The organism is Pseudomonas sp. GR 6-02 (assembly GCF_001655615.1).
Lineage (GTDB): Bacteria > Pseudomonadota > Gammaproteobacteria > Pseudomonadales > Pseudomonadaceae > Aquipseudomonas.
The window spans coordinates 4,281,352-4,308,271 of record NZ_CP011567.1; the positions used below are offsets into that span (position 1 = coordinate 4,281,352).

At 61.0% G+C, this 26,920-nt stretch carries 28 protein-coding genes and 1 pseudogene; 11 read left to right on the plus strand and 18 right to left on the minus strand.

Going from position 1 to position 26,920, the window contains the following annotated elements; translation table 11 throughout:
• The first annotated feature begins 313 nt into the window (after positions 1 to 313).
• The gene (locus tag PGR6_RS18855; RefSeq protein WP_007939416.1) at positions 314 to 754 is read left to right on the plus strand and encodes a CBS domain-containing protein; all 441 of its coding nucleotides are present in this window, start codon (positions 314 to 316) and stop codon (positions 752 to 754) included.
• 115 nt (positions 755 to 869) lie between these two features.
• On the opposite strand, the gene PGR6_RS18860 is transcribed toward PGR6_RS18855, so the two are convergent.
• Together PGR6_RS18860 and PGR6_RS18865 are read right to left on the minus strand one after the other, a co-directional pair.
• Positions 870 to 1,490, minus strand: a complete 621-nt coding sequence (locus PGR6_RS18860) for a glutathione S-transferase N-terminal domain-containing protein (RefSeq protein WP_018925392.1) — start codon at positions 1,488 to 1,490, stop codon at positions 870 to 872.
• An 81-nt stretch (positions 1,491 to 1,571) separates the two neighbouring features.
• Positions 1,572 to 2,666 (minus strand): DUF1615 domain-containing protein, encoded by a 1,095-nt coding sequence (locus tag PGR6_RS18865; RefSeq protein ID WP_064618944.1) that lies wholly within the window; start codon positions 2,664 to 2,666, stop codon positions 1,572 to 1,574.
• Between the two features lie 177 nt (positions 2,667 to 2,843).
• Here PGR6_RS18865 and PGR6_RS18870 point away from each other — a divergent pair, with 177 nt between their 5' ends.
• Complete coding sequence (locus PGR6_RS18870) at positions 2,844 to 4,373, plus strand: FAD-dependent monooxygenase (RefSeq protein WP_064618947.1); 1,530 nt, start codon at positions 2,844 to 2,846, stop codon at positions 4,371 to 4,373.
• Between the two features lie 15 nt (positions 4,374 to 4,388).
• Here the strand turns inward: PGR6_RS18870 and hemB are convergent, their stop codons facing one another.
• The 3 genes from hemB to PGR6_RS18885 all read right to left on the minus strand — a co-directional run bounded on the left by hemB (position 4,389) and on the right by PGR6_RS18885 (position 7,076).
• The gene (gene hemB / locus PGR6_RS18875) at positions 4,389 to 5,363 is read right to left on the minus strand and encodes a porphobilinogen synthase (protein WP_064618950.1); all 975 of its coding nucleotides are present in this window, start codon (positions 5,361 to 5,363) and stop codon (positions 4,389 to 4,391) included.
• 139 nt (positions 5,364 to 5,502) lie between these two features.
• Positions 5,503 to 6,345, minus strand: a complete 843-nt coding sequence (locus PGR6_RS18880; RefSeq protein ID WP_064618953.1) for a PhzF family phenazine biosynthesis protein — start codon at positions 6,343 to 6,345, stop codon at positions 5,503 to 5,505.
• Between the two features lie 23 nt (positions 6,346 to 6,368).
• Positions 6,369 to 7,076, minus strand: a complete 708-nt coding sequence (locus PGR6_RS18885) for a glutathione binding-like protein (RefSeq protein ID WP_064618955.1) — start codon at positions 7,074 to 7,076, stop codon at positions 6,369 to 6,371.
• A gap of 307 nt (positions 7,077 to 7,383) precedes the next feature.
• On the opposite strand from PGR6_RS18885, the gene PGR6_RS18890 reads away from it, so the two are divergent.
• Complete coding sequence (locus PGR6_RS18890; RefSeq protein WP_064618959.1) at positions 7,384 to 8,058, plus strand: hypothetical protein; 675 nt, start codon at positions 7,384 to 7,386, stop codon at positions 8,056 to 8,058.
• Between the two features lie 63 nt (positions 8,059 to 8,121).
• Here PGR6_RS18890 and mnmH read toward each other — a convergent pair whose 3' ends face one another.
• Positions 8,122 to 9,225 carry a tRNA 2-selenouridine(34) synthase MnmH gene (gene mnmH / locus PGR6_RS18895; protein WP_064618962.1) on the minus strand — a complete coding sequence of 368 codons (1,104 nt, stop codon included), beginning with the start codon at positions 9,223 to 9,225 and terminating at the stop codon, positions 8,122 to 8,124.
• Positions 9,225 to 10,259: a selenide, water dikinase SelD gene (gene selD / locus PGR6_RS18900; RefSeq protein ID WP_019648372.1), complete on the minus strand. Its 1,035-nt coding sequence runs from the start codon at positions 10,257 to 10,259 to the stop codon at positions 9,225 to 9,227. Before selD ends, mnmH begins: the two co-directional genes overlap by 1 nt.
• Positions 10,260 to 10,567: 308 nt before the next feature.
• Between selD and PGR6_RS18905 the strand changes: the two genes are divergently transcribed.
• Together PGR6_RS18905 and PGR6_RS18910 are read left to right on the plus strand one after the other, a co-directional pair.
• Entirely contained in the window at positions 10,568 to 11,524 is a 957-nt protein-coding gene (locus tag PGR6_RS18905) for a nucleoside-specific channel-forming protein Tsx (RefSeq protein ID WP_064618966.1), read from the plus strand.
• A gap of 24 nt (positions 11,525 to 11,548) precedes the next feature.
• The gene (locus tag PGR6_RS18910; protein ID WP_064618968.1) at positions 11,549 to 12,583 is read left to right on the plus strand and encodes a purine-nucleoside phosphorylase; all 1,035 of its coding nucleotides are present in this window, start codon (positions 11,549 to 11,551) and stop codon (positions 12,581 to 12,583) included.
• Between the two features lie 93 nt (positions 12,584 to 12,676).
• On the opposite strand, the gene PGR6_RS18915 is transcribed toward PGR6_RS18910, so the two are convergent.
• From PGR6_RS18915 to PGR6_RS18920, 3 genes are all read right to left on the minus strand, one after another.
• A complete protein-coding gene (locus PGR6_RS18915; protein WP_018925381.1) occupies positions 12,677 to 13,633 on the minus strand; it encodes a quinone oxidoreductase family protein in 957 nt (318 codons plus the stop codon).
• 29 nt (positions 13,634 to 13,662) lie between these two features.
• Positions 13,663 to 13,836, minus strand: coding sequence for a DUF1427 family protein (locus tag PGR6_RS29595; protein WP_007933035.1), 174 nt, complete (start codon positions 13,834 to 13,836; stop codon positions 13,663 to 13,665).
• 96 nt (positions 13,837 to 13,932) lie between these two features.
• Complete coding sequence (locus tag PGR6_RS18920) at positions 13,933 to 14,721, minus strand: AraC family transcriptional regulator (protein WP_018925380.1); 789 nt, start codon at positions 14,719 to 14,721, stop codon at positions 13,933 to 13,935.
• Positions 14,722 to 14,866: 145 nt separating this feature from the next.
• Here PGR6_RS18920 and PGR6_RS18925 point away from each other — a divergent pair, with 145 nt between their 5' ends.
• On the plus strand, positions 14,867 to 15,094 hold the full coding sequence (locus tag PGR6_RS18925) for a DUF6555 family protein (protein WP_018925379.1): 228 nt from the start codon (positions 14,867 to 14,869) through the stop codon (positions 15,092 to 15,094).
• A gap of 71 nt (positions 15,095 to 15,165) precedes the next feature.
• On the opposite strand, the gene PGR6_RS18930 is transcribed toward PGR6_RS18925, so the two are convergent.
• The 8 genes and pseudogenes from PGR6_RS18930 to PGR6_RS18960 form a co-directional block, all read right to left on the minus strand.
• A complete protein-coding gene (locus PGR6_RS18930) occupies positions 15,166 to 15,324 on the minus strand; it encodes a metallothionein (RefSeq protein ID WP_018925378.1) in 159 nt (52 codons plus the stop codon).
• Positions 15,325 to 15,532: 208 nt separating this feature from the next.
• Positions 15,533 to 16,354, minus strand: coding sequence for a methyl-accepting chemotaxis protein (locus PGR6_RS30785; RefSeq protein ID WP_370695268.1), 822 nt, complete (start codon positions 16,352 to 16,354; stop codon positions 15,533 to 15,535).
• A 36-nt stretch (positions 16,355 to 16,390) separates the two neighbouring features.
• A pseudogene (locus tag PGR6_RS30790) lies at positions 16,391 to 17,215 on the minus strand (cache domain-containing protein); the annotation flags it as partial.
• A gap of 91 nt (positions 17,216 to 17,306) precedes the next feature.
• The gene (locus PGR6_RS18940; protein ID WP_168206204.1) at positions 17,307 to 18,623 is read right to left on the minus strand and encodes a Na+/H+ antiporter family protein; all 1,317 of its coding nucleotides are present in this window, start codon (positions 18,621 to 18,623) and stop codon (positions 17,307 to 17,309) included.
• Positions 18,624 to 18,816: 193 nt separating this feature from the next.
• Entirely contained in the window at positions 18,817 to 20,130 is a 1,314-nt protein-coding gene (locus PGR6_RS18945) for a sensor histidine kinase (RefSeq protein WP_019579967.1), read from the minus strand.
• On the minus strand, positions 20,127 to 20,795 hold the full coding sequence (locus tag PGR6_RS18950; RefSeq protein WP_018925374.1) for a response regulator transcription factor: 669 nt from the start codon (positions 20,793 to 20,795) through the stop codon (positions 20,127 to 20,129). The genes PGR6_RS18945 and PGR6_RS18950 overlap by 4 nt, the downstream gene beginning before the upstream one ends.
• 3 nt (positions 20,796 to 20,798) lie before the next feature.
• On the minus strand, positions 20,799 to 21,104 hold the full coding sequence (locus PGR6_RS18955; protein WP_018925373.1) for a PepSY domain-containing protein: 306 nt from the start codon (positions 21,102 to 21,104) through the stop codon (positions 20,799 to 20,801).
• Entirely contained in the window at positions 21,104 to 21,412 is a 309-nt protein-coding gene (locus PGR6_RS18960) for a PepSY domain-containing protein (RefSeq protein WP_064618979.1), read from the minus strand. The genes PGR6_RS18955 and PGR6_RS18960 overlap by 1 nt, the downstream gene beginning before the upstream one ends.
• Before the next feature lie 279 nt (positions 21,413 to 21,691).
• On the opposite strand from PGR6_RS18960, the gene PGR6_RS18965 reads away from it, so the two are divergent.
• From PGR6_RS18965 to codA, 5 genes are all read left to right on the plus strand, one after another.
• Complete coding sequence (locus tag PGR6_RS18965) at positions 21,692 to 22,771, plus strand: hypothetical protein (RefSeq protein ID WP_064618981.1); 1,080 nt, start codon at positions 21,692 to 21,694, stop codon at positions 22,769 to 22,771.
• 85 nt (positions 22,772 to 22,856) lie between these two features.
• Positions 22,857 to 23,213 (plus strand): 6-carboxytetrahydropterin synthase QueD, encoded by a 357-nt coding sequence (gene queD, locus PGR6_RS18970; protein ID WP_007933061.1) that lies wholly within the window; start codon positions 22,857 to 22,859, stop codon positions 23,211 to 23,213.
• A gap of 112 nt (positions 23,214 to 23,325) precedes the next feature.
• The gene (locus tag PGR6_RS18975; protein ID WP_064618985.1) at positions 23,326 to 24,156 is read left to right on the plus strand and encodes an alpha/beta fold hydrolase; all 831 of its coding nucleotides are present in this window, start codon (positions 23,326 to 23,328) and stop codon (positions 24,154 to 24,156) included.
• Between the two features lie 192 nt (positions 24,157 to 24,348).
• Positions 24,349 to 25,620: a cytosine permease gene (gene codB / locus PGR6_RS18980; RefSeq protein ID WP_064618988.1), complete on the plus strand. Its 1,272-nt coding sequence runs from the start codon at positions 24,349 to 24,351 to the stop codon at positions 25,618 to 25,620.
• Between the two features lie 13 nt (positions 25,621 to 25,633).
• Complete coding sequence (codA, locus tag PGR6_RS18985) at positions 25,634 to 26,878, plus strand: cytosine deaminase (protein ID WP_018925368.1); 1,245 nt, start codon at positions 25,634 to 25,636, stop codon at positions 26,876 to 26,878.
• The last annotated feature ends 42 nt before the right edge of the window (positions 26,879 to 26,920 follow it).

A 26,920-nucleotide genomic window follows, 5' to 3' on the forward strand; every position in this document is an offset into this window, starting at 1 on the left:
CATCCATGACTTATTAGAGGTACGAGCCTACCCGAATTTCTTTATTCGATTTTCCTCCCTCTATTTCAAGGTATTAACCAAAAAACCCATAATCCCCGTTACCCGGTCTCCCCGGTCGACACGCGACAAAACTGAACACCCTCCGGGCCTGAGCCTATCCTGCTAATCGACACATTCTCTCGATGAATCGGGGGGGGTTATGAAAAAAAAGCCTGAATGACGCTATTTGCGTGTTATCTGCCGCTTTCTCCCTTGCTCTGTGAGCGTGTCTCTACGATTCTTCAAGAACAACGACAACACCCGAGAAGCCGTCATGAAAACCGTCGCCCAGTTGCTCAAGTTAAAGGCCCAACAGAATCAGGCAGTCCACACCATTGCGCCTCATCAAATGGTGCTGGAAGCGCTGATGGTGATGGCCGCCAAAAACGTCGGCGCGTTACCGGTCCTCAAAGACGGAAAGGTCGTCGGCATCATCAGTGAGCGGGACTATGCGCGCAAACTGGTGCTCAAGGGGCGCTCCTCCGTCGGCACACCGGTCAGCGACATCATGGTGTCGCCGGTGATCACCGTGGACACCCATCAAACCGTCGAAACCTGCATGGGCATCATGTCCGACAAACGCCTGCGGCATTTGCCGGTGGTGGAGGACGGTGAGCTGATGGGCTTGCTGTCGATCGGCGACCTGGTCAAGGAAGCCATTGCCGAACAGGCTGAACTGATTCGGCAGCTGGAGCAGTACATTCGCGGCGAGTGATTGCACACTGTGCGAGGGGGCTTTTGTGGCGAGGGGGCTTGCCCCCCTCGCCACAAAAGCTCCCTCGCCACAGATAAGCCCGCCCCTCCCCCACAACATGTGTTTGGCGGTGTTCCTATGGCCAATGCCGAGAGAAGACCGGCGCCAATGCAGGGTGGCGGTCGAAGCGTTCGAGCCAGGCGAAGAACCCCGGCCGCGCAATGCGCAAGTGTTCCCGGGTGCCCGCCCACCGCGTTACCACCGCTGCCAGAATATCCAGCGCGCCCGGTTTTCCATCGTCCAGGTACAACTTGCCGGCGAACTGATCGGCAAACACCTCCCAATGCCAATGCAGGCGTTGGCGGGCACCGGCCATGAGGTTTTGCCGGGACGACTCGTCCGCCTCGGCCAGCCAGCGTTCGGGGTAATCGATGATGCCGATGGCGGTGTAACAATTGCTGACGATATACACCAGGCCATGAATCACCTGATCGCGCTTGATCGGATTTTCCGGCAACAGATTCGACTCCGGAAACGTAAGGCCCAGGTGAATCAGGATGGCCGCACTCTCGGTAAGAACGCCGCCATCAGGCAGTTGCAGAGTGGGAACCTGCTTCAGCGGGTTGAGCTTCTCCAGCGCATGCAGCGCCTGCGGGGACGATGAAACGTCGATGAAGCGATAAGGAACCTCGCACAGTTCCAGCGCGGCTTCGATGGCGGCCGCCCCCGAATTCTGATGCCCATAGAGCTGGTACATGACTAAATCTCCTCTGCGACTCTCTCTTTGTAGCAGATGCCAAAGACTGCGCACGAACCATGTGGGAGCGAACTTGCCCGGTTACCCTCCCGCGCGCTTCATACAGCGCTGATAGCGCTCGTCGACCCGCTTAGCAAACCACGCCGTGGTGAGTTTTCGGGTGATTTTCGGGCTTTGCAGCACGATCCCCGGCAACACCGCCCGGGGTAATGGCCGGCCTTCGGCCTGTTCGGCCAAAGCGAAGACGCGTTGATAGAGCGTGGTGTCCTCGAACTGAAGACTTTTGCCCTCCTCCAGTTGATCCCGAATGGTCGGGTTGCGCATGTCCAATTGCTTGCCAAGGGTGCGCACCGCCAGTTCCGTGGTGCCGGGCATAATCGAGTCGTAGCGCACCAGGTCGCCATCCAGCGCCAGCGGGATACCCGTCGCACGACTGACCGCGTTCTGAAACGCCGCATTGCGGCTGGCGTACCAACCGGCGTTGAAATCGGCGAAGCGATACAGCGGCTGCTGATAGCTCACCGGATAGCCGAGCAAGTGGGCGATACCGAAATACAGGCCACCGCGACGGGTGAACACTTCGTGACGAATCGAGCCGTTCACCGGGTAGGGATAATCCCGCACATGCTGCTCGGCAAAGTCGATGCTGACCTGCATCGGCCCGCCGGTGTGCACCGGGTTGAAGCCGCCGAACAAGGTCCGGCCCATGGGCACCATGCCGATGAAGTCATCGAAAATCTCGCTGAGCTCTTTTTCGCTGCGCACGGCATTCAGTCGGTCGCTGTAGCTTTTGCCGTTGGGTGAACGCACCTGCAAGGCACCGCTGACCAGCAAGCCGGGGATGTGGGCCTTATCGGCGCGGCGGTCGATTTCATCCCGGGCGATCTTGCCCAGGCCTGGCACCAGCGGGTCAGCCTGAAACGTCGACTCCTGCTCAGCGACCGCAAGTACCGAACACAGGTTTTGCGTGGTCGGCGAAATCTTTTGCGCGGCAAATGCTGCGTAGATGTCCGTGGCCCAGCCCTGACGGTCGACCGTTTTGGCCGGCAGCAGGCTGACGATCTCGGCCTTGACCTCGGCAGGCTTGCGGGCCGGCGGTTCCTGAGGGCGCTGAGTGCCGCAACCAGCCAGTACCAACAGCGCGGCCACGCTCATGATCAATCGATTGGCTTGCATGGTGCTCCATCAAATCCGTTGAGCCGGGTTAACCATACGATCAATGGCATGGCGCAGGCTATGACTATCCCGCCCTCTCCCTGTTCCGTAGCAACTCGTTCGCCGTAGCAGCTGTCGAGCCTGCGAGTGCCCCCCGGTTGAACCATACTTGATCCACACACCGAGGAGGACAGGCTCATGAACCGTAGCGACGTGCTGATCATCGGCGCCGGCCCGACCGGGCTGGTCCTGGCACTGTGGCTGAGCAAGCTGGGGATTGGGGTGCGGATTATCGACAAGACCTCGGCCCCCGGTACTACCTCACGCGCGTTGGCAGTACAGGCCCGAACGCTGGAGCTGTATCGCCAGCTCGACCTCAGCGACGCCGTGGTGCAGAACGGCCATAAAGTGTGCGCCGCGAATTTCTGGGTCAAGGGCGAACCGGTCGCACACCTGCCGCTGAGCGCCATCGGCGAGGGGTTGACGCCCTATGCGTTCCTGGAAATCTATCCGCAAGACGAGCATGAACAACTGCTGATCGAACGCCTGGAGACCTTTGGCATTACGGTGGAGCGCAACACCGAATTGCACAGTTTCGAGGAAACCGGCGATGGCATCACCGCAACGCTGCGCTTGCCCGATGGCCAGCAGCAAACCTGCCAGGCCTGCTACCTCGCTGGCTGCGACGGCGCCCGCTCGATCGTGCGCAAATCCCTGGACACCGATTTTCCGGGGGGCACCTACCAACAGATTTTCTACGTGGCGGATGTGCAGGCCCGCGGCCCGACGTTCAACGGTGAATTGCATGTGGACCTCGACGAAGCCGACTTTCTCGCCATTTTTCCTTTGTCCAGCGAAGGTCGCGCCCGACTGATCGGCACGGTTCGCGACGAACGCGCCGAGCGCGCCGAAACCCTCCAGTTTGCAGACGTCAGCAGGCGGGCCATCGAGAATTTAAAGGTGCAGATCGATCAGGTGAACTGGTTCTCGACCTACCGCGTGCATCACCGGGTAGCGGATCACTTTCGTACCGGACGCGCGTTTCTGTTGGGTGACGCCGCCCATGTCCACAGCCCGGCGGGTGGCCAGGGCATGAACACCGGGATTGGCGACGCGATCAATCTGGCCTGGAAGCTCGCGGCGGTGTTAAGCGGCAGCGCCACGGCCAAACTGCTCGACAGTTATGAAACCGAACGCATCGCCTTTGCCCAGCGTCTGGTGGCCACCACTGATCGGGTGTTCAATTTTGTCACGGCCGATGGGCCAATTGCCGACGTAATGCGCATGCGCGTGGCGCCCTTTTTGATCCCGAAAATGATCTCGTTCGAGGCCGTCCGGGAGTTCCTGTTTCGCACGGTGTCACAGACCACCCTCAACTATCGCGGCATGCCGTTGAGTGAGGGCGTTACCGGCCATATTCACGGCGGTGATCGCCTGCCCTGGGCCCACGACGATGAAGGGGACAACTTCGAATCGCTGAAATACCTGACCTGGCAGGTGCATGTGTATGGCGAAACCAGCGACGAGATGATCGCCTGGTGCAGCGCGCATCACCTGCCGTTGCAGGTGTTCGACTGGCGACCGGTGTTTGAAACCGTGGGACTGGCGCGCAACGGGTTTTACCTGCTGCGCCCCGATACTTATGTGGCGATCGCCGATTACAGCGCCGATCCGAAGGTGATCGAACGGTATTTCCGCGATCATGGGATACGGCCTTATATCACCTGAAGATCTTTTGATTTGTTAGATCCCGGCCAGGGCCAGGTCCATTGCGAAGTAGGTGAAGATCAAATCCGCCCCCGCCCTTTTGATCGCCCCCAGACTCTCACGCACGACGCGATCTTCATCGATCGCCCCAGCCTGGGCGGCGAATTTGATCATCGCGTATTCACCGCTCACCTGATACGCCGACAACGGCAGACGCGAGGCTTCGCGGATGTCGCGGATGATGTCCAGGTACGCGCCGGCCGGCTTGACCATCAGCGCGTCGGCGCCTTCCTGTTCGTCCAGCAACGACTCACGCACCGCTTCACGACGGTTCATCGGGTTCATCTGATAGCTTTTGCGGTCACCCTTGAGCGCACTGCCGCCGGCTTCGCGGAACGGGCCATAAAGCGCCGAGGCGAATTTGGTCGAATAGGCCATGATCGCCGTCTGGCTGAAACCCGCCGCATCGAGCGCCCGGCGAATCGCCTGGACCTGCCCGTCCATCGCCGCCGACGGCGCGATCACATCGGCACCGGCCCGGGCGGCGGCCACGGCTTGTTTGCCGAGGTTGATCAGGGTCTGGTCGTTATCGACTTCGTGCTGGTGCAACACGCCGCAATGGCCGTGGTCGGTGTACTCACAAAAACAGGTGTCGGACATCACGATCATTTCCGGCACGGCGTTTTTGGCGATGCGCGACATGCGCGCCACCAGGCCGTTATCGTTCCAGGTGTCGCTGCCGTTGCTGTCCAGATGATGAGACACGCCGAACGTCATCACCGACTTGATCCCGGCCCGGGCGTAACGCTCGATCTCGCCGGCCAGTTTCGACTCGGGAATGCGCATCACCCCGGGCATGCTCTTGATCGGCACGAAATCGTCGATCTCTTCCTCGACGAAAATCGGCAGCACCAGGTCATTCAAGCTGAACTCGGTTTCCTGGAACAGGCTGCGCAGGCTCGCATTGCGGCGCAGACGGCGTGGACGTGCTTCGGGGAACTGACTGGACATGGACCTTCCTGAAGAGACGAAACTCGTAGGGCGCAAAGCTTATGCCCTGCAAGGTGCGGGACACAAACCTCGATCGCTCAAGACAACGTTACCGCGGCGGCAACAATCGCCCGCATCGAATACCGCCTGCTCTCACAGGTTAGATCGTCAGCGTTCCGGCAATGCACGTCACGACAGCACCACCAATCCAAATCTCATCTCCCACCTGCTCCACCCGAATCCGCCCGGCGCGGCCCATGGTCAGGCCCTGACTGACGACATAAGATGCCGGGGCCAGCCCTTCGCTGAGCAACCATTGAGCGATTCCGGCGTTCAGGCTGCCGGTGGCCGGGTCTTCCGGCATGCCGTCGCCGGAGATGAATGCACGCACTTCGAACTGCGCCTCAGCACCATCGCGCTCGGGGTGCCATGGCGCGATGACACCGACGGCGAGGCCGAGCATCTGTGCATGATCCGGCTGCAAGTCCAGAATCTGCTGGCGGTCCTCGACCATCACCGCAAGCCAACCGGCACCGTTGTCGACCCATTGCGTGCGCACAATCGCTCCCGGCGCCAATCCGAGGCCCAGCCGTACACGCTCGACCAGCCCGGCGTCCACCGGGCCGGACCTGAGCAACGGTGGCGCGAGAAACGCCAGCTCCGCCCCCTGCCGACGCACTCGCACCAACCCGGCACCGCATTCCTGAATGATCTCCTCGCCTTTGGGCACCCCACCGGCCTCGAGCCAGGCATGGCAGGTGCCCAGCGTCGGATGACCGGCGAACGGCAACTCTTGCAGGGTGGTGAAGATGCGTACCCGATAGTCGGCCCGGGGGTCTCGAGGTTCGAGCACGAAAGTGGTTTCGCTGAGGTTGGTCCAGTTCGCGAACGCCGCCATGCGTTCATCGCTGAGCTTGTCTGCGCCGAACACCACCGCCAGCGCGTTGCCCTTGAGCACGACGTGGCTGAAGACATCTACTTGCTTGAAATCGAATGAGCTCATTGCCTGCCTTGGTGATGAGGGATTCAAAGGGATTGCTTGGGGATTTCCAGCCCACGAATCACCGCCGGCCTTGCCAGGAAACGCTCCAGCACGCGAGTGACATTGGGGAAATTCTGGATGCCGACCAGATCACCGGCCTCGTAGAAGCCGATCAGGTTACGCACCCACGGAAAAGTCGCGATGTCGGCAATGGTGTAGCGCTCGCCCATGATCCAGTCGCGCCCTTGCAGACGGCCATCGAGGACCTTGAGCAAGCGCTTGCTTTCGTCGACGTAACGATCACGGGGACGCTTGTCTTCGTAGTCCTTGCCGGCGAATTTGTTGAAAAAGCCGAGCTGGCCGAACATCGGCCCGATACCGCCCATCTGAAACATCAGCCACTGAAGGGTCTCGTAACGCGCTGCCGACTCCTGGGCCAGCAGTTGCCCGCTCTTGTCGGCGAGGTAAATCAGAATCGCCCCGGACTCGAACAGCGCCAGCGGTTGGTCGCCCGGGCCGTGGGGGTCGAGGATCGCCGGAATCTTGTTGTTGGGGTTCAGCGACAGAAACTCAGGGGACAGCTGATCCTGGGTGTCGAAGCCCACACGATGCGGCTCGTAGGGCAACCCGATCTCTTCGAGCATGATCGAAACCTTGACGCCATTGGGCGTTGGCAAGGAATAGAGCTGGATCCACTCCGGGTACTGGGCCGGCCATTTTCGAGTGATGGGGAATGCAGACAAATCGGTCATCGGGAGCTTCCACGGGAAAGTCGGAGTGAAGATCATAAGGGGGACGGGGCTAACATGTGTACTGTGCCCATCAATCCGAAACATCCTGTCGATAACCTTCCCCCCAATCCGTTCAAGGTTGCCGCTAAAGTGCCAGGCACCTGGCCCGGATCGAAGCTCGAATCGAACCAAAAGGGCTTCAGCGGACTCTGAGCATTGCCCTGTTAGAAATGGACCGGGTCAACGACATGGCAAACACCCTATGCTAGGCACTTGAGGTGTCAAGGTTTGTCGGCCTTAACCAAATGCGCTGAAGATTACCTATTCGATGATGAATCCTTTGAAACTCACCAACCGCTTCAAACATCGCGCTTATATCTTCCTGCCCGCTCTGTTGGCGGCCAGCGCGTTGTTTTTGTCACTGGAGTCCAGTGTAAGCCGCGCCCAACCGGTGGACGGTACACAGACGCTGGTGTTTTTGCGTCACGCGGAAAAACCGGCCGGCGGCCTGGGTCAGCTCAATTGTCAGGGACTGAACCGCGCCATCGACCTGGCCACCTTGCTGCCGGAAAAATTCGGCAAGGCCAACTACGTGTTTGCCGCCAACCCGACGCGCAATGTAGAGGAAGGCGAACTGGATAATTCCTACAGTTACATTCGCCCCCTGATGACCATCAGCCCCAGCGCGATCAAGCTCGGCTTGCCAGTGAACATCGAATTTTCGGCCAACGACACCAGCGACCTGGCCGATGAACTGCTTCGCGACAAGTATCACAACTCGATCATCTATACCGCCTGGTCTCATGGCTACCTGCCCGAGCTGATCAACAAGGTCGCCGGGGAAGCCGTCGGCTCAGAACAGCGCATCGCCGATGACTGGGCATCCAGCGACTATGACTCGCTGTACGTGCTCACGCTGACCTGGCACAACGGCAAGGCCAGCCTGCAGAGCCACCTCTATAAGCAAGGGCTCAATAACGGCCCGGAGACTTGTCCGACGTAAGCGGTCGGGCACCTGCCAGGCCTCATCGCGAGCAGGCTCGCGAAGGGGCCAGTAAAAACAACATCACCCCCGCTGCTTACCCCGCTCCCGCAAATATTCGAGAACCGCCCCCCGATCCCCGACAAACTCGATCCGCGCCCCCTTCTTCTCCCGCTGAAACACATACATCGGGTCGTAATACTCACACAGCAACCCTTCGATCCAGCCCCGGTGCAAATCCACCGCGCCGCTATTGGCCTGTTCCGCCAGCGCATCCTCCATCAAGGTCAGCATCCGCCGATGACGTTCGCCGCCCAGGCGTTTCTGGACATTGTTCAGGCTCGCCAACATCCGCTCGGAAAACAGCGCGAAGCCTTCATCGCCATACACCTCGGTGAACTCGGCGCATAAATCCACCACGTAATCGCGCAGGATCCGCTCGACGCGCCCTTCCAGGCTGTCTTCCAGCCAGACCATCGGAAACTGCTGCATGCCCTGATACAGCGGCAACGGCAGCGCACAACTGCCGATCGCGCGGCTCTCGTCTTCGAGCACAAACTGCTCGATACCGCTGGCACGCTTTTTCAGCACGTCCACGGCCAGGCGGTTTTCAAAGTCGATGTTGGAGGGTTGGCCGGTGGCGCGTTTGCCGAAGCTGGAGCCGCGATGATGGGCATGACCTTCAAGGTCCAGCGCGTTGCTCAATTGCGTGAGCACCTCGGTCTTGCCGGTGCCGGTCATGCCGCCCAGCAAAACGAAATCGCACTGGGCAACGGCCTGGTCGAGCGTGTCGAGCAAGAAGGTGCGCATGGCCTTGTAGCCGCCACCGACCCGCGGATAGTCGATGCCCGCTTCGTCCTTGAGCCACTGCTGGGTGATCTGCGAACGCAGCCCACCGCGAAAACAATACAAATAGCCATCCGGATGCGCCCGGGCAAAATCGGCCCAGGCCTGGATACGCTCGGCCTTGGTCGCGCCGGCCACCAATTGATGCCCCAGCGTGATGGCGGCTTGCTGACCGTGTTGCTTGTAGCAAGTGCCGACCCGTTGCCGCTCGTGGTCATTCATCAGCGGCAGGTTGACCACACCGGGGAATGAGCCCTTGAGGAATTCGATCGGCGCGCGCACATCCATCATCGGCCGGTCGTTGAGGAAGATGTCGCGGTAATCGGTGAAGTCTCTGGACATCAAACCACCTCAACCGCGTGGGTCTGTCGCTCAACCAGTTCGCCGATCGGCTGAAGGGCCAGCCCAAGTTCGGCCGCCACCGCCAGGAACGCTGCGTCGCCTTCGGGCGTGACTGCAATCAGCAAACCGCCGCTGGTCTGCGGGTCGCAGAGCACGCGTTTGTGCAACTCCTGGAGCCGGCCGACCTTGCTGGCGTAGCTGTCGAAATTGCGCAGTGTGCCGCCGGGCACGCAGCCCTGATCGAGGTAATACTCGACGCCCGGCAGGCGCGGCACACGGTCATAGCCGATGCGGGCGGTCACGTTGCTGCCGTCGGCCATTTCCACCAGATGCCCGAGCAGGCCGAAACCGGTGACGTCAGTCATTGCGGTCACGCCATCGAGCTTGCCAAAACGGCTTCCGGGTTTGTTCAGGGTGCACATCCAGTCGCGGGCCAGGCCGATGTCGGCATTGCGCAACTTGCCCTTTTTCTCGGCGGTGGTGAGGATGCCGATGCCCAAGGGTTTGGTGAGATAGAGCAGGCATCCGGCGGTGGCAGTGTCGTTGCGCTTCATGTGGCGCTTTTCCACCAGTCCGGTCACGGCCAGGCCGAAGATCGGCTCAGGTGCGTCGATGGAATGGCCGCCGGCCAGGGGGATTCCCGCTTCATCGCAGACCGACCGCCCGCCGCGAATCACTTCCCGGGCAATCTCCGGCGCCAGCACATTGACCGGCCAGCCGAGGATCGCAATTGCCATCAACGGATCGCCGCCCATGGCGTAAATGTCGCTGATGGCGTTGGTGGCGGCGATACGGCCGAAATCGAACGGATCGTCGACGATCGGCATAAAGAAGTCAGTGGTCGACACCACGCCGCGCTCTTCATCGATGGCATACACCGCCGCGTCATCGCGCGAGGCGTTGCCAACCCAGAGTTTCGGGTCCAGGTTCTGCGCCCCGCTGCCGGCCAGAATCACCTCCAGCACCTGGGGCGAAATCTTGCAGCCGCAACCTGCGCCGTGGCTGTATTGGGTCAGACGTATCGGCTCGCTCATGGGATGCACCTTGTGAAGTCAATGGCGAGGATTCTACAGCAACCCCATTTGGCAGAAGCCGCGTAAGAACGATCTTTGTGCAGCGAAACTCACTTTGGTGCATTCAGCTCCCCCGCCTTTCCCCCGCCCCTCGAAATCCTTGACCAAAAGGACAGCAAAACCGCCAATTCCTCCGGCTTTTCAGCGCATTGCGAAAATTGGTATAGCTTGTGCAAACGTTTGCGAGCCGCCGATACCGGCCTGTTCGCCACTTAAACCGCACAAGCCCGCACCACCGGGGCTTCGATCCGCACGAAAAGGGACTTTTAATGCATTGCACCTCCAGTCGCGTGACTTGCTCGCGCACGTTTGCTGTTTCCTTGCTGTTGGCCAGCGTTACAGGACTACTCAGCAGCTCCGCGTTGGCCCAACCGACCACCACCGAAGAATCCGCCCAGGGCGAAGCCCTCAGCCCTGAAGCCAACCCACCAAAAAAAGGCGCGTACCTGTCGGACTGGTTCAATCAGGACCTGACCGTCATCGGCAGCAAGGACATCAGTTTCGGCCCGCAACCGGCCGACGACATCTACTTGGAATACGAGTACTTCGGCCGCAAGGGGCCGTTCGAGTTGTACGGCTACATCGACATTCCGAAGATCTTCGACATCGGCAACAGCCATGACAAAGGCGTATGGGACCACGGCTCGCCAGTGTTCATGGAGCACGAACCGCGGATTTCCATCGACTACCTGGCCGGCCGCAGTCTGGCTGTAGGGCCGTTCAAGGAATGGTACGTGGCGTTCGACTGGATCTACGACCACGGCAGCAACCGCGCCAACCGCGCCAACACGCTGTACAGCGGCCTCGGCACCGACATCGACACCCATTCGCGGGTCAACCTGTCGGCCAACTTCTACGGTCGCTACCAGTGGGAAAACTACGGCGCCAGTAACGAGTATTCGTGGGACGGCTACCGCGCCCAGCTCAAATACATCGTGCCCATCAGCAGTTTCAGCAACGGCGCTTCGTTGACCTACATCGGTTTCACCAACTTCGACTTCGGCTCCGATCTGCACAAGGACAACCCGGCCCGCACCGCCAATGCCACCGTGGCCACCAACGTGTTGCTCTACGCCTTCACCCACTTGCGTTTCACCCTGGTCGGCCGTTACTTCCACAACGGCGGCAACTGGGAGGACGGCAGTGAGTTGAATTTCGGCGACGGCGACTTCCGCGCCCGTTCCAACGGCTGGGGTTACTACGCCGGTGTCGGCTATCAGTTTTAAGGCTCATTTGAATCAGGAGGTTTTATGAAAGCAATGACGCGTATTTCCCTGTCTGTCGGTTTTGCGGCAAGCACCCTGCTCTCTTCCTCTGCCTGGGCGGTAGAAGCGCCGATCCAGCCGAAAGTGATGCTGATCACTATGTTCGCTCCCGAGGCGCAGAACTGGATCGATCGCCTGGAACTCAAGCAGGAAGTGCGAGTACCGGGCCTGTCCGCCGAGTACCCGAACATTCGCTGCAACATCGAACAGGTATGCCTGATGGTCACCGGCATGGGCCAGACCAATGCGGCGGCCTCGACCCTGGCCCTGGCGCTGTCGCCGAAATTCGACCTGCGCAAAAGTTACTTCCTGATCGCCGGGATTGCCGGCATCAGCCCGAAACACGGGACCCTCGGCACCACCGCGTGGGCGCACTACCTGGTGGAGTTCGGCACCCAGTGGGAACTGGACTCCCGGGACGCGCCGAAAGACTGGCCGACCGGTTACCTGGGCATCAACACCAAAGGCCCGAACGAAAAACCGCCGCTGGATTACAAGACCGAAGTCTTCGAACTCAATCCGAAGTTGCAGGCCAAAGCCTTCGCCCTGAGCCACAAGGTCGAACTGAGCGAGAGCAAGGAGTCGGCGGCGTGGCGCTTGAAGTATCCGTCGGCCCCGGCCAATCAGCCGCCGGTGGTGACCCAGTGCGACACGCTGGCGGGCAATACCTGGTTTTCCGGGACGCGCTTGAGTGAGCGGGCGGAAGTCTGGACAAAATTGCTGACCAACAACGAAGGTGTCTACTGCACCACTCAGCAGGAAGACAACTCCACCTACGAGGCACTGCTGCGGGCCAGTCGCGAAGGTCTGGTGGATGTCCGCCGTTTGGCGGTGGTACGCGCCGGTTCCGACTTCGACCGGCCCGCGCCGGGCCAGAGCGAGGTGGATAACCTGCTCAAATACGCCGATCAGGGCGGGTTTGTGCCGGCACTGGAGAACCTGTACCGCACGGGGAATCCGTTGGTGCAGGAGATTCTGAAGAATTGGTCGGCTTGGGAGAAAGGCGTGCCTGAGGCTTGAGTTCGGCTTGAGGACGCTTTCGCGGGCAAGCCTCGCTCCTACGGTTCGAAATCGACACCAACCTGTAGGAGCGAGGCTTGCCCGCGAAGCTCTTTACGGCAACAAAATCACCTTGTCGCCACTGCCCTGATTCACCTCGGCATACCGTTCCAGCCCCTCGGCCAACGGCGATTCAACTAGCCCTTCCGGCAACGGCAACAGGCCCTGATCGAAAAAGCTTCCGAACTGTTCGAGCATCGCCGCACACGCCTGAACCCCGTACAGCAACGAATTGATCCCCACCACCGAACCGCCCTTGCGATACAGCGCCAGGGCCGGCAATTGCACATGCCCATCCGCCGGCGCGGCGATGATTGCGATGCGACCGAACGCGGCCAGCGCCGGGACCGAGGCCGGTAGCCAGAAACCGGTGGTGTCGAAGATCACGTCGGCACCGCCGGCATACACGGCGTTGACCTGTGCGCCCAGGTCCTCAGGCTTATCCAGTTGCAGCGTCTGATAACCCTGAGCCTGCAAATCCTTGACCTGCTCCGGCCGCCGCGCCGCCGCCAGCACTTGGGCGCCCCGGACTTTGGCCAGCGCCAATGCTGCGCTGCCCACCGCCCCGCCGCCGATCACCAACAACCGCGTTCCGGTCGTGACAAGACTGCGCTCCAGCGCATCCCACGCCGTGGTGTACGGCACACCGAGGCTGGCAGCCTGGGCAAAGCTCAGATGCGTCGGCTTCAGCGCCACGCCATTGGCCGGCAGTTTGACGAATTGCGCGTGGGAACCGTCGGCAAAGAAGCCCAGCTCCCGGCCGGTGCCCCAGACTTCCTGGCCGATCAGCGCCTGCGGGCCTTCGACGACGATACCGGCGAAATCACGCCCGGGAATCCGCGGCAATGTGGTGTAGGGAAAGCGCCCCAGTACGTTTTTCACATCGCTGGGATTGAGGCCCGCCGCCTTGATCTGGACCAGCACTTCGTCAGCGCCGGGAACGGGGGTGGGCACCTCAACGTAGCGCAGGGCCGAGAGGTCGCCGGTTTTGTCGAATTGCAGTGCTTTCATGGGCATTTCCACCAAATGGATAAGAGGTTTCAGGAGATCCAGCCCGCCACCAGTTGCCGACCCAAGGGCCACAACTGCTCACCGGCAAGCATGCCCAGCAGGCCCACCAGCGCGATGGCCGGCGGTGCGGGGGAACGAAAATCCAGCGCGCCATAGAGCAGGCCGACGCCCAGACCGATACCCAACGAGATAAGGTAGTTCATGACAGACTCCGTGGCATAAGAGGGTATGCGCAGAGTCTAGAGAGAGGTCGCCACGGACGTCGGCCAAGTACTTCTGAATGTCGGCCAAAGCGCTTTTTACGCAGCGCCGCCCCGTTGCTGGCTCACGCAAAACTGCGAAGGCGCGACACCCAGTTCCCGGCGGAACATGTCGCTGAAGCTGCTCGGCGAATAACCCAGTTCCCGGGCTATCGCACTGACCGGTACGCCCTGAATCAATTCGGCCGCCGCGGTCGCCAGTTGCACCTGCCGCCGCCATTCGGCGAAGCCCATGCCCAAACCGTCCTTGAACAACCGCGCCAGGGTACGCACGCTGGCACCGGCATTTTCGGCGTGCTGCTCGAAGGGAATGTCCAGCGACGGTGAGGCCATGACCGCCTGGCACAAGTTCATCAGCCGCCGGTCGGAATCGTCCGGTAGCGGTATTTTCAGCAATGAGCGCCGGGCGCGCTTGAGCTCCAGCAAGGCCAGGCCGACCAGCGCGTCGTAGTAATCCGGGGCACCGTCGTCGCCCTGCTCCACCAACCCGACGATCAGTTCGCGCAGCAAGCCGCCGACTTCAATCACTTGCACACTGTCGTCCAGTGTCGCCGCCAATGACGGCCGCAGGTAGATGTTGCGCATCTGCAAGTCAGAGACCACGCGAATCCCGTGCGGCACACCCGGCGGCAGCCAGACCGCCCGTTGCGGCGGCACCACCAGTGCTTCATGGGGTGTCTCGACCCACATCACGCCGCTCATCGCGTACAGCAACTGGCCCCACACATGTTCGTGAGGCTCGATATACAACCCACGCGGGTAAGTACGTGCCAGCGGTTGCACCGGCACATCGGTATCGCTTAAATCAGGGGGTGCGGCCTTGGCCATAGGCTAGGATCATTGAGGGGCGGAAAGGCTCCATGGTAGCGAGGCCTGCGACGTGTCGCCAGTCGCTGTAACCGACTGACAATCCGACTGAATTTTTCGCGCGCCTGGCGATCCTTCTATTACAACAGGGAGGAATACAGGTTTTATGAACAACGCAAAACTTTTCGTCATTGAATACACACTTCATGGCAAGCCCAAGTCTTTCATCATCCGCCAGGACAAAATGGACAACGCAGAAGCCTGGCACTGGGCAAGTTGCGACGCCGGAATAGGCCGGATCCCGCGTTTTGGCCGTGAGCGGGTGCAAAAGACCAGCAAACCTGTGGCGGAAAAATTCGGCGTCGAGAATGTGACCTGGCGGCCGACGAGTTGAGCTTTGAAAGGGAGAGTGAATATTCAAACTGAAAGTGGAGCCGCAGCGGCTCCACTTTTTTGGGTGAGCGGTCAGGGCTTAGCGCACTTGCAGCCTTTGGTGGAGCATTCTTCGCCGTGTTGGTGATGGTGGGCGCAGGCTTCACAGCAATAGTGCTTGCCGTGACGCACGATGGGGTGATCGCCCAGTTTGCAGGAGCATTTCGGGCAGTCGCAGGTACCGTCGTTCATGAGTCTGACTCCATGGTTAGGGTCGTCCGGGTGCCGCGGGTGCGCGGCACCTGAAGCAAATGACCGCCCGTTGCAGAAACCGGTTCAAACAGATGCCTGGACGGAGTTTGCTTACTATTGAGGGTAGTCGCGATGTGGCTCCCCCGTAGCAGCAGCCTCGCGGGCTCGGCAGCTGCTACAGATCGCATAACTCTCTCAGCGACATCAATCAAATACGGAATTGCCCGACCAATTGCCCCAGGCGCTGACCGAGATCGGCCAGGCTGCGCGAGGTTTGTGCGCCGCGCTGGGTCTCGTCGGCGACGCTGTCTACCGCCACGGCGATCTGGTGCACGCTGCGGTTGATCTCTTCGGCCACGGCGGTTTGCTCTTCGGCGGCGCTGGCAATCTGCGCGTTCATCGAGTTGATGGTGCCGATCAACTGGGCCATGGCGTCCAGCGACGCCCCGGCCTCGTTGGCCTGGGCCGACGTGCCGTCGCCGGCCTCGCTGGAGCGGCGCATGGACTCGACCGCCGATTGGGTGCCGGCCTGCAAGCGGTCGATCATGCCCTGGATTTCCTGAGTACTGATTTGCGTGCGACTGGCCAGCGCCCGCACTTCGTCGGCAACCACCGCAAAACCACGTCCGGCCTCACCGGCGCGGGCCGCTTCAATGGCGGCGTTGAGCGCCAGCAGGTTGGTCTGCTCGGCAATCGAACGGATCACCCCGAGCACGCTGACAATCGACGACACGTCTTTCTGCAGGCTGTCGAGGGACACGCCGCTGCTGCGAATGTCGTTCACCAGTGCATGAATCTTCACGATGCTGCCGGCCACCACGCGCTTGGCGGCCTGGCCTTCTTCGTCGGTCTGCTGGGCAGCGACCGCGGCGTTTTGCGCGCTCTTGGCCACTTCCTGGGCCGCCGCCGACATTTGGTTGATCGCCGTGGCCACCTGATCGGTCTCGTGGCGCTGGCGCTCCATGGCCTGATCCGAGCGTTGGGCCTGATCGGAAACCTGATTCACCAGCCCGGTCAGTTGCGAGGTCATTTCGGTGATCTGCCGCACCAGGCTGTGGATCTTGTCGACGAAACGGTTGAACGAGCCGGCCAGTTCGCCGAGTTCATCCTGGCTGGTGATGGTCAGGCGCCGGGTCAGGTCGCCCTCGCCCGCCGCGATGTCGTCGAGGTTGGCTTTCATCAGGTTCAGCGGACGCAGAATGGTATTGGCCAGCAGCATCCCGGCCGCGGCGATCACCAACAGCACCAGCACGGCAATCCCGACAATGCTCAGCACCACGCCTTGCATGCGTTCCTGGACCTTGATCTCGACCAGCGCCACTTGCGCTTCAATGCCGTCGAGGTTGACCGAGGTGCCGACCGCCATGTCCCACTTCGACAGATATTCGGTGTAGCCGAGCTTGGGCACCTGTACTTGGGTATTACCAGGCAGTGGCGAGCTGTATTGCAGGTAGTGGGTCCCGTCCTTGGCGACTTTCACCAGGTCGCGGTTAACGTAGATGCCGTTCGGGTCGCGGTTGTCCTTGAAGCTCTGGCCCACGCCTTCGGGGCTGTTGGCCTTGAACAGGCGCACGGTGTTGGAGTCGTAGCCGAAGAAGTAGCCGTCCTTGCCGTAGGTGATACTCGACAGCAACTTGATCACCTGCGCCCGCGCCGCGTCATCGCCGGGAGCGGCCGCGTCGTAGAGCGGTTTGATCGCGGTCATGGCCACGGCAACGTAGCTTTGCAGGGTTGCCTTGGCATCGCTGAGCAGGCGCTGACGGGTTTCCTCGACTTCCTTGCGGGCCTGTTCCTGCAGAATGAACAGCGTGGTCAGGCTGATGACCAGCGCAAAGAGCAACACCGGGAGGACGGCAAGGGACAGGACTTTGGCCTTCAGGCTCATGCGCATGACGTTCACTCTTTTGATTTTATTGGCGTGGTTAAAGGCTATAACGGCACGCCAGATCAAAAGTTGAACGCGGTCCCACAAGGTAGAGTGGTTACAGAACCATCGCCGCCACCCAACCGAACGCCAGCAACGGCAGGTTGTAGTGCAGGAAGGTCGGGACCACGGTGTCCCAGATGTGGTGATGCTGGCCGTCGATGTTCAGACCGGAGGTCGGGCCCAGGGTCGAGTCCGACGCCGGTGAACCGGCATCGCCCAGCGCGCCGGCAGTGCCGACGATGCACACGATGGCGATCGGGCTGAAGCCCAGTTGCACGCACAACGGCACGAAAATCGCCGCCAGAATCGGTACGGTGGAAAACGACGAGCCGATGCCCATGGTCACCAACAGGCCCACCAGCAGCATCAACAGCGCCCCGATGCCTTTGCTGTGGTCGATCCACGAGGCCGAGGACTCCACCAGTGTCTGCACATGACCGGTGGCTTTCATCACTTCAGCAAAACCGGATGCGGCGATCATGATGAAGCCGATCATCGCCATCATCTTCATGCCTTCGGTGAACAGGTCGTCGGTTTCACGCCACTTGACGATGCCCGACGCCGAAAAGATCAGGAAGCCCACCAGCGCCCCGATAATCATCGAGTCCAGCAACAGCTGAATAATGAACGCCACGACAATCGCCAGACCGGCGACCATCAGGCTCAAGGGGTTGTACTGCACCGCGACCTGTTCGACTTGCTCGATCTTTTCCAGGTCGTAAACGCGCTTCTTGCGGTAGCTGATGAAGGCTGCCGCGAGGCCAAACACCATGCCCAGCGCCGGAATGCCCATGGCATGGGTGACGTTGATACCGCTGATGTCCACCCCGCTACGGGCGACGTTGGCCAACAGGATTTCATTGAGGAAGATGTTGCCGAAGCCCACCGGCAGGAACATGTACGGCGTGATCAGCCCGAAGGTCATCACGCAGGCGATCAACCGCCGGTCCAGTTGCAGTTTGGTCAGCACATATAAAAGAGGCGGCACCAGCAACGGGATAAACGCGATATGAATCGGCAAAATGTTCTGCGAGGCGATGGCCACCACCCAGAGCAGGCCGATCAGCAGCCATTTGACATTGCCGCCGCCGTTGGTGTGCTGGCGATCGACCATGGCCAGGGCTTTGTCCGCCAGGGCGTGGGCCAGGCCGGACTTGGCGATGGCCACGGCGAACGCGCCGAGCAAGGCGTAGGACAACGCCACTGTCGCCCCGCCGCCCAGGCCGCTGTTGAAGGCTTTGAGGGTCGCATCGATCCCCAGGCCACCGGTCAAACCACCGACCAGCGCACCCACAATCAGCGCGATTACCACATGCACGCGGGACAGGCTGAGTATCAGCATGATGCCGACCGCGGCAATTACTGCATTAATCATCGTTACCTCAAGGCAAGCGGAAAGAGTCCGTCCGGCAGTGCGCACAAGCGCCGCCAGCGGATTGAAGAGAGGGTTTTATTAGAGGGCGCGCACTGTGCCGCAGCATCGTCCCCTTGTCAAAGCGAACGGCTATTGCCGATATTTAACGGATTGCGCTCCCACAGGGTTATGGGTTGGCTTCCGCTCTGTGTCAGCGTTTGGGCAGTTCGATCATCACTTTCAAGCCGCCCCACTCGCTTTCCTCCAGCCTCAACACCCCGCCCCACGTGTCGACGATGTCGCGAACGATGCCCAATCCCAATCCATGCCCATCGGTCTGTTCATCAAGCCGTGTACCGCGGCTGAACACCTGGTCACGCTGGTCTTCGGGAATCCCCGGCCCATCGTCTTCCACGCTCAACTGAAAACTTTCAGCCGTTTCAACCACGCTTAACCGAACCTCGGCATCCGCCCATTTGCAGGCGTTATCCAGCAGGTTGCCCAGCAACTCCAGCAGATCTTCGCGATCCCACGGCAGTTGCAAACCGGCCGGTGCGCGGTAGCTCAGGTCGAGGTGTTCACCGTGAATCATGCTCAGCGTGGCCAGTAACCCCGGCAGCTCGGCATCGCAATCAAACAACGCACCCGGCAGCGCATCGCCGGACAACCGGGCGCGGTTGAGTTCGCGATTGAGTCGCTGCTGGACCTGCTCCAGTTGCGCTTGAATCACCTTGCGCAGCTGCGGGTGCGCATCGAGCTTCTCGCTGGAAGCCAGGCTCAACAACACTGCCAACGGGGTTTTCAACGCATGCCCCAAGTTGCCCAAGGCATTGCGCGAGCGCTTGAGGCTATCTTCGGTGTGGGCCAGCAAATGGTTGATCTGCGCCACCAGCGGTTCCAGCTCCACCGGCACGGCTTCGTCGAGTTGCGAACGCTGGCCCTGCTGCAACTGGGCGATTTGCTCGCGGGCCTTTTCCAGCGGGCGCAAGGCGCGGCGCACGGTGATCCGTTGCAACAGCAAAATCAGCAACAGCCCCGCCAGCCCCAACCCGAGACCGACTTGTTGCATGCGACAGAAACTCTCGCGCACCGGCGTGTAGTCCTGGGCGACACTGATGGAAATCGCCTGGCCCAGCCGCCGGTAGTCCGAACGCAGCACCAGCAACTGTTGCCCTTCCGGCCCCAGTTGCAGGTTGCTGTTCAGGCCCGGGTGTTCGAGCCGCGGCAGGTCCTGATCCCATAACGAGCGGGAGCGCCAATGGCTGTCGGCAAAGTCGATACGAAAATAGTGCCCGGAAAACGGGCGCTGATAGGCCGGCGACAGATGGCGCTCATCCAGCTGCAACCCCTGCGGGCCACGCACCAGCGCCACCAGCAGGTTTTCACTGTCGTTGCGCAACCCGGCTTCGAGGTAGCGCTGCAAACCCATTTCGAACAGCCACAGGCTGGTTTGCGCCAGCACCAGGCCGACGATCACCATCACGCTGATCAGGCCCAGGCTCAAGCGACGCTGGATCGACCTCACTGGGCTTGCCCGCCGAACAGGTAACCCTGACCGCGACGGGTTTCGATCACGCTGCGGCCGAGCTTGCGGCGCAGGTGGTTGACGTGGACTTCTAGTACGTTGGAGTCACGCTCGGTTTCACCGTCGTAGAGGTGTTCGGCGAGATGGCTTTTGGAAAGGATCTGTTCGGGGTGCAGCATGAAATAGCGCAGCAGGCGAAATTCGGCGGCGGTGAGCTGGATGTCGGCGCCGTCGCGGGTCACGCACTGGCGACCTTCATCCAGGTGCAGCCCGGCGGCCTTGAGCGTCGGCTGATTGGCCTGGCCGTGAGAGCGGCGCAACAATGCCTGAATGCGCAGGTGCAGTTCTTCCGGGTGGAAGGGTTTGCTCAGGTAATCGTCAGCGCCGGCCTTGAGGCCTTCGATCCGCTCGGCCCAGGAACCGCGCGCGGTAAGAATCAGCACCGGCGTGGCCAAGCCACCGGCCCGCCACTGCGCCAACACCTCAAGCCCCGGCAAACCCGGCAGGCCGAGGTCGAGGATGATCAGGTCATAAGGCTCGCTGCTGCCCTGGTACACCGCATCGCGGCCGTCGGCCAGCCAGTCCACGGCGTAGCCTTGCCGATTGAGGCCGGCCATCAATTCGTCGGCCAGCGGCACGTGGTCTTCCACCAGGAGCAAACGCATCGATCAATCTTCCTTGTCTTTCAGCACGTGGCCGGTGGTGGCATCGACGTCCAGCTCGCGCACCACGCCTTCGGCGGTCAGCAGCTCGACTTCATAAACATAGACGTCGTGTTTTTCTTCAAGCTCGGCTTCCAGCAACTTGGCCCCGGGATAGCGGTCCAGCGCTTGCTGCAAGAGCTGCTCCAGCGGCAGGATCACGCCCTGTTGGCGCAGGCGCAGGGCTTCGTCCTGATCCAGGTCGCGGGCCACGGCCACCGAGCAAAAAGCCAGAAGCACCAGCGCCATGCTTGAAAATGAAAGCACCTTCATTACGTATCCTGATGATCCCTGAGAACCTGCCCGCTGACCGCATCCAATTCCATATCCCACTCAATGCCTTGCGGGTCGCGCAGTTCCATCTGGTATTTGTACTTGCCGTACTCTTCTGCAAGCTCGGTGCCGGTGATGGTCGAGCCGGGGTGTTTGGCCAGAGCGGTGGCGTTGAGCTTCTCGAAAGACACAATGGTACCAGCGTCGCGCAGTCTCAGGGTTTCGTCGGGGCCCAGGTCGCGGGCATGAGCGAGGCTGGCGGTCAGGCAGATGAGGGACGCGGTGAACAGGGCAGTCAGGATTTTCATGGGGTGGCTCCGTATTTTCTTATGTGTTGCCGACGGCGCGACCTTAGCGATTCGAACTTAACTGAAACTGAATTGCCATCATTGGGAATAGCTTACGCATAACCCGGAGCTGCCGAAGGCTCGGGCCGCGATCGGACGATCTTTTGATTTGGATTTTTTGCGTGCATGACGCAGCCAAAGATCAAAGCATCGCAGCCTTCGGCAGCTCCTGCATTGATCGGGGACAATCGCAGCCCAAGAGGTGCTTATAATCCCTGCTTGCCAGACATCGAGACCGGTATGACCGCTATCCACATCAAGTTCCCTTCCCTGACCCTCAAGGCCGGCCCGCGTGCTCTGGCGCGCATCCGTGCCAACGGCTTGAACGCTGCCGATGTGGGCACGTTGCCGGGCGCCGCCGGTGGCCCGAAAGCGCTGGGGATTCAGGGTCTGGACCTGGCGCTGTTTGGCGAATGGCTGCCGGCGGCGCCCCGGGAGCGTTCGCTGATCGGCGCCTCGGTGGGTTCCTGGCGGTTCGCCAGCGCCTGCCTGCCGGATGCCGCCGAAGGCATCCGCCGCCTCGGTCATCTGTACACCGAGCAGAACTTCGCCAAAGGCGTGACCATGGCGCAGATCAGCCAGAGCTCCCGACGCATGCTCGATGACTTGCTCGACGGCCGCGATGCCGCGATTCTGGATAACGCCCACTACCGCCTGAACATCATGGTGGTCAAAAGCCACGGCCTGTTGGCGGACGATCATCGCGGCCGGTTGGGGCTGGGCCTGTCGTCGGTGATCGCCGACAACCTGCGCGGTCGTTCACGGCTGTCGCGGCATTTCGAGCGGCTGATCATCCACGACCCGCGCCTGGCACCACCGGTCAACGCGCTGAACGACTTCCCGTCGCGCTTCATCTCACTGAATGCCGGCAACCTGCGCCAGGCCCTGCTGGCCTCGGGTTCGATCCCGATGGTCATGCAAGGCGTGCGCGACTTGCCGGGGGCCGGCGCGGGGACGTTCCGCGATGGTGGTCTGCTGGACTATCACCTCGACCTGCCCTACAGCGGCAACGACATCGTGCTGTATCCGCACTTCACCGACCGGGTGATCCCCGGCTGGTTCGACAAGACGCTGCCATGGCGCCGCGCCTGCCCTGAGCGCTTGCAGGATGTTCTGCTGCTGGCCCCGTCGAAGGAATACCTGGCACGCCTGCCCTACGGCAAGCTGCCGGACCGCAACGACTTCAAGCGCTTCATGGGCGATGCCCCGAGCCGACAGAAGTATTGGCGCGCAACGATGGATGAAAGCCGTCGCCTGGGCGATGAATTCCTTGAACTGGCCGCCAACGGTCGCCTCGGCGAGCGCTTGCTGACCCTTTAGTCAGTGTTTTGCCCGGAGCTCTGGTAAACTCGCCACCTGCCCACATCGCCGCGGCGATCGCCACCTGAAAGAGCTGAACATCACTGTGGAAATCTTCAAAGAATTTACCTTCGAATCCGCCCATCGCCTGCCCCACGTACCGGACGGCCACAAGTGCGGCCGCCTTCATGGTCATTCGTTCAAAGTGGCGATTCACCTGAGCGGCGACCTCGATCCGCACACCGGCTGGATCCGCGATTTCTCGGAAATCAAAGAGATCTTCAAGCCGCTCTACGAGCGCCTCGATCACAATTACCTGAACGACATTCCCGGCCTGGAAAACCCGACCAGCGAAGTGCTGGCCAAGTGGATCTGGAATGAGTTGAAGCCGTTGTTGCCGGAACTCAGCGCGATCCGCATCCACGAGACCTGCACCAGCGGTTGCATCTATCGCGGTGAGTAAACGTAAATCCCATAAGGAGAATGCGTTTCGTCAGTGATATGAAAAACAGCCTTCAATGGCTGTTTTTTTATGCCTATGCTTTTGGGCTCGCACACGCCAAGAGGACGCACCCATGACTGACTGGCCGCTGGCTCAGACCTATCGTTTCAACGGGCACTCCGTTCGCTACGCCGTGCGTGGCGACGGCCCGCCGCTGGTGTTCGTGCATGGCACGCCCTTCTCTTCTCATGTGTGGCACCGGATCGCGCCGCACTTCATCACCTCGCACCGGGTGTATTACTTCGATTTGCTGGGTTACGGGCAGTCCGCACAGCCGGACGGCGATGTGTCGCTGGGCGTACAGAACCAACTGTTGGCGCAATTGCTGGAGCACTGGGGCCTGGAACGGCCAGACGTGGTAGCCCACGATTTCGGCGGCGCCACTGTGTTGCGCGCGCATCTGCTCGATGGCAAGGATTACCGCAGCCTGACGCTGATTGACCCGGTGGCGCTGTCGCCCTGGGGTTCGCCGTTCGTGCAGCATGTGCGTCAGCATGAAGCGGCGTTCAGCGGGCTGCCTGATTACATTCAACGGGCGATTGTGCCGACCTATATTCGTGGCGCGATCAAGCGCGAGATTTCCGATCAGGAGCTGGCGCCTTACGTGCAGCCCTGGCTGGGTGATTCGGGGCAAGCGGCGTTCTATCGGCAGATCGCGCAGATGGATGAGCGTTATACCCGCGAGGTCGAAGCGCTGTACCCGACGATTCGCTGCCCGGTGCAGATTCTCTGGGGGGAAAACGATCAATGGATTCCCATTGAACGCGGGCGGGCGTTGCATCAGATGATTGCGGGGTCGCAGTTTCATCCCGTTGCGAATGCCGGGCATCTGGTGCAGGAGGATGCACCGGAGGCGATCATGGCGGCGATATTGCGGTTTTTACCGTTGGCACAGAACGCCTGAGCGACGGAGCCCCCTCGCCACAGGACTTTGTGACTACCTGATTGCTGCGTTCCAATTTGAACCACTGCCGCACTGCTTTCGTGCCCCTCTTCAGGCTAAATCCGCCGGCTCGGCTATAAAGAACAACACCCTCGCGCCATTGGCACGAGCACTGCAACACCCTCGCGTCCTCCATCCAGCAAGGAATGCCACATGACGCAGAACGATCCGGGCAACGATTACCCTTTAAGCGAAGTCCCGATGCATGCCCGCAAGGGGCTCGCCTCCACAGCCATGGTGCTGCTGGGTTTTACCTTCTTCACGGCGACCATGTTTGCCGGCGGCAAGCTCGGGGTGGCATTCAGTTTCAGCGAGATGCTGGCGGTGATCATCGCCGGCAATCTGCTGTTGGGAATCTACGCAGCCGGGCTTGGCTACATCGCCTTCAAAAGCGGCCTCAATTCGGTGTTGATGGGCCGTTTCTGCTTCGGCGAAGTGGGCAGCAAGCTCAGCGACCTGATCCTCGGCTTCACCCAGATCGGCTGGTACGCCTGGGGCACCGCGACCGCAGCCGTCGTACTCGGCAAATATTTCGAACTGAATGAAAGCACCGTACTGGGGCTGATGGTGCTGTTCGGCCTGGGCTTTTGCGCCACGGCGTACATCGGCTATCGCGGGCTGGAGATTCTGTCGTACATCGCCGTACCCGCCATGATGTTGCTGCTGACGCTGTCGATGTGGGTCGCGACGGTGAAGGTCGGCGGGCTCGAGGGTTTGCTCGCCGTGGTGCCGACGGCAACACTGGACTGGTCGACCGCGATTACCCTGGTGTTCGGCACCTTCGTCAGTGGCGCGACCCAGGCGACCAACTGGACACGTTTCTCCCGTTCGGCGCGAGTCGCGGTGCTGGCGAGCCTGATCGGCTTTTTCATCGGCAACGGCCTGATGGTGTTGATCGGTGCCTATGGCGCGATCGTCTATCAGCAACCGGACGTAGTCGAAGTGCTGTTGCTGCAAGGCTTCGCCATGGCCGCGATGGCGATGTTGCTGCTCAACATCTGGAGCACCCAGGACAACACGATCTACAACTTCGCCGTCGCCGGCTGCAATCTGTTGCGCACCGGCCGGCGCAAAACCGTGACCCTGGCCGGCGCGGTGATCGGCACGCTGCTGGCGCTGCTGGGCATGTACGACATGCTGGTGCCTTACCTGATTCTGCTGGGCACGGTGATTCCGCCGATTGGCGGGGTGATCATGGCGGACTTTTTCTTCCGTTACCGTGGGCAATATCCACGCCTGGCCGATGCCCGGTTGCCGGCGTTCAACTGGCCTGGCCTGAGCGCTTATGCGGTCGGCACCGTCGCAGCATTCAGCTCGCCGTGGATCGCGCCGCTGGTAGGGATTGCCACTGCCGCGCTAACGTATGTGTTATTGACCGGCGTACTGGGTGCCCGTACCGCCGAAGCACCACTACAAGATCTCTAAAAGGACTCGCCTGATGCATATCATCAACGCCCGCCTGCGCAACCAAGAAGGCCTGCATGAGTTGCACCTGGAAAACGGCCTGATTCACAGCATCGCCCGGCAAACCGAAGCCCCGTCACTGGGGCCGGATGACCTGGACGCCGGCGGTAATCTGGTGGTGCCGCCCTTCGTCGAACCGCACATTCACCTCGATGCCACCCTGACTGCCGGCGAACCGCGCTGGAACATGAGCGGTACGCTGTTCGAAGGTATCGAGTGCTGGGGCGAGCGCAAGGCCACCATCACTCAGGAAGACACCAAGACCCGCGCCAAAAAAACCATCCAGACCCTCGCCGCCCACGGCATTCAGCACGTGCGCACCCACGTCGATGTCACCGACCCGGAACTGATCGCGCTCAAGGCGATGCTCGAAGTCCGCGAGGAAAGCCACCACCTTATCGACTTGCAAATCGTCGCGTTCCCCCAAGAAGGTATCGAGTCGTACCGCAACGGGCGCGAGCTGATGGAAGAAGCGATCCGCCTGGGCGCCGATGTGGTCGGCGGCATTCCGCATTTCGAATACACCCGGGACCAGGGCGTAAGCTCGGTGAAGTTCCTGATGGACCTGGCCGAACGCACGGGCTGTCTGGTGGACGTGCATTGCGACGAAACCGACGACCCGCACTCGCGCTTCCTTGAAGTGCTGGCCGAAGAGGCCCGCAGCCGCGACATGGGTTCGCGCGTCACCGCCAGCCACACCACGGCGATGGGCTCCTACGACAACGCTTACTGCGCGAAACTGTTTCGCTTGCTCGGGCACTCGGGGATCAGTTTTGTTTCTTGCCCCACCGAAAGCATTCACCTGCAAGGCCGCTTCGACAACTTCCCGAAACGCCGTGGCGTGACTCGCGTGAATGAGTTGCTCGAAGCGGGGATGAACGTGTGTTTCGGTCAGGACTCGATCGTCGACCCGTGGTATCCGCTGGGCAATGGCAACATCCTGCGGGTGCTCGAGGCCGGTTTGCACATCTGCCACATGCTCGGTTATCGCAATTTGCAGAGTGCGCTGGACCTGGTCACGGACAACAGTGCCAAGGCGATGAACCTGGGCGATCGCTATGGTCTGGAACGGGGCCGGCCGGCGAATCTGCTGATTCTGTCGGCGGACAGCGATTACGAAGTGATCCGCAGCCAGGGTCTGCCGCTGTATTCGATTCGCGGGGGCAAGGTGTTGATGAAGCGACAGATGCCGGTGGTTGAGTGGGCGGATCGGCTCTGAATCTTCGCTGACCGTTCGGGCGTCATCGCGAGCAGGCTCGCG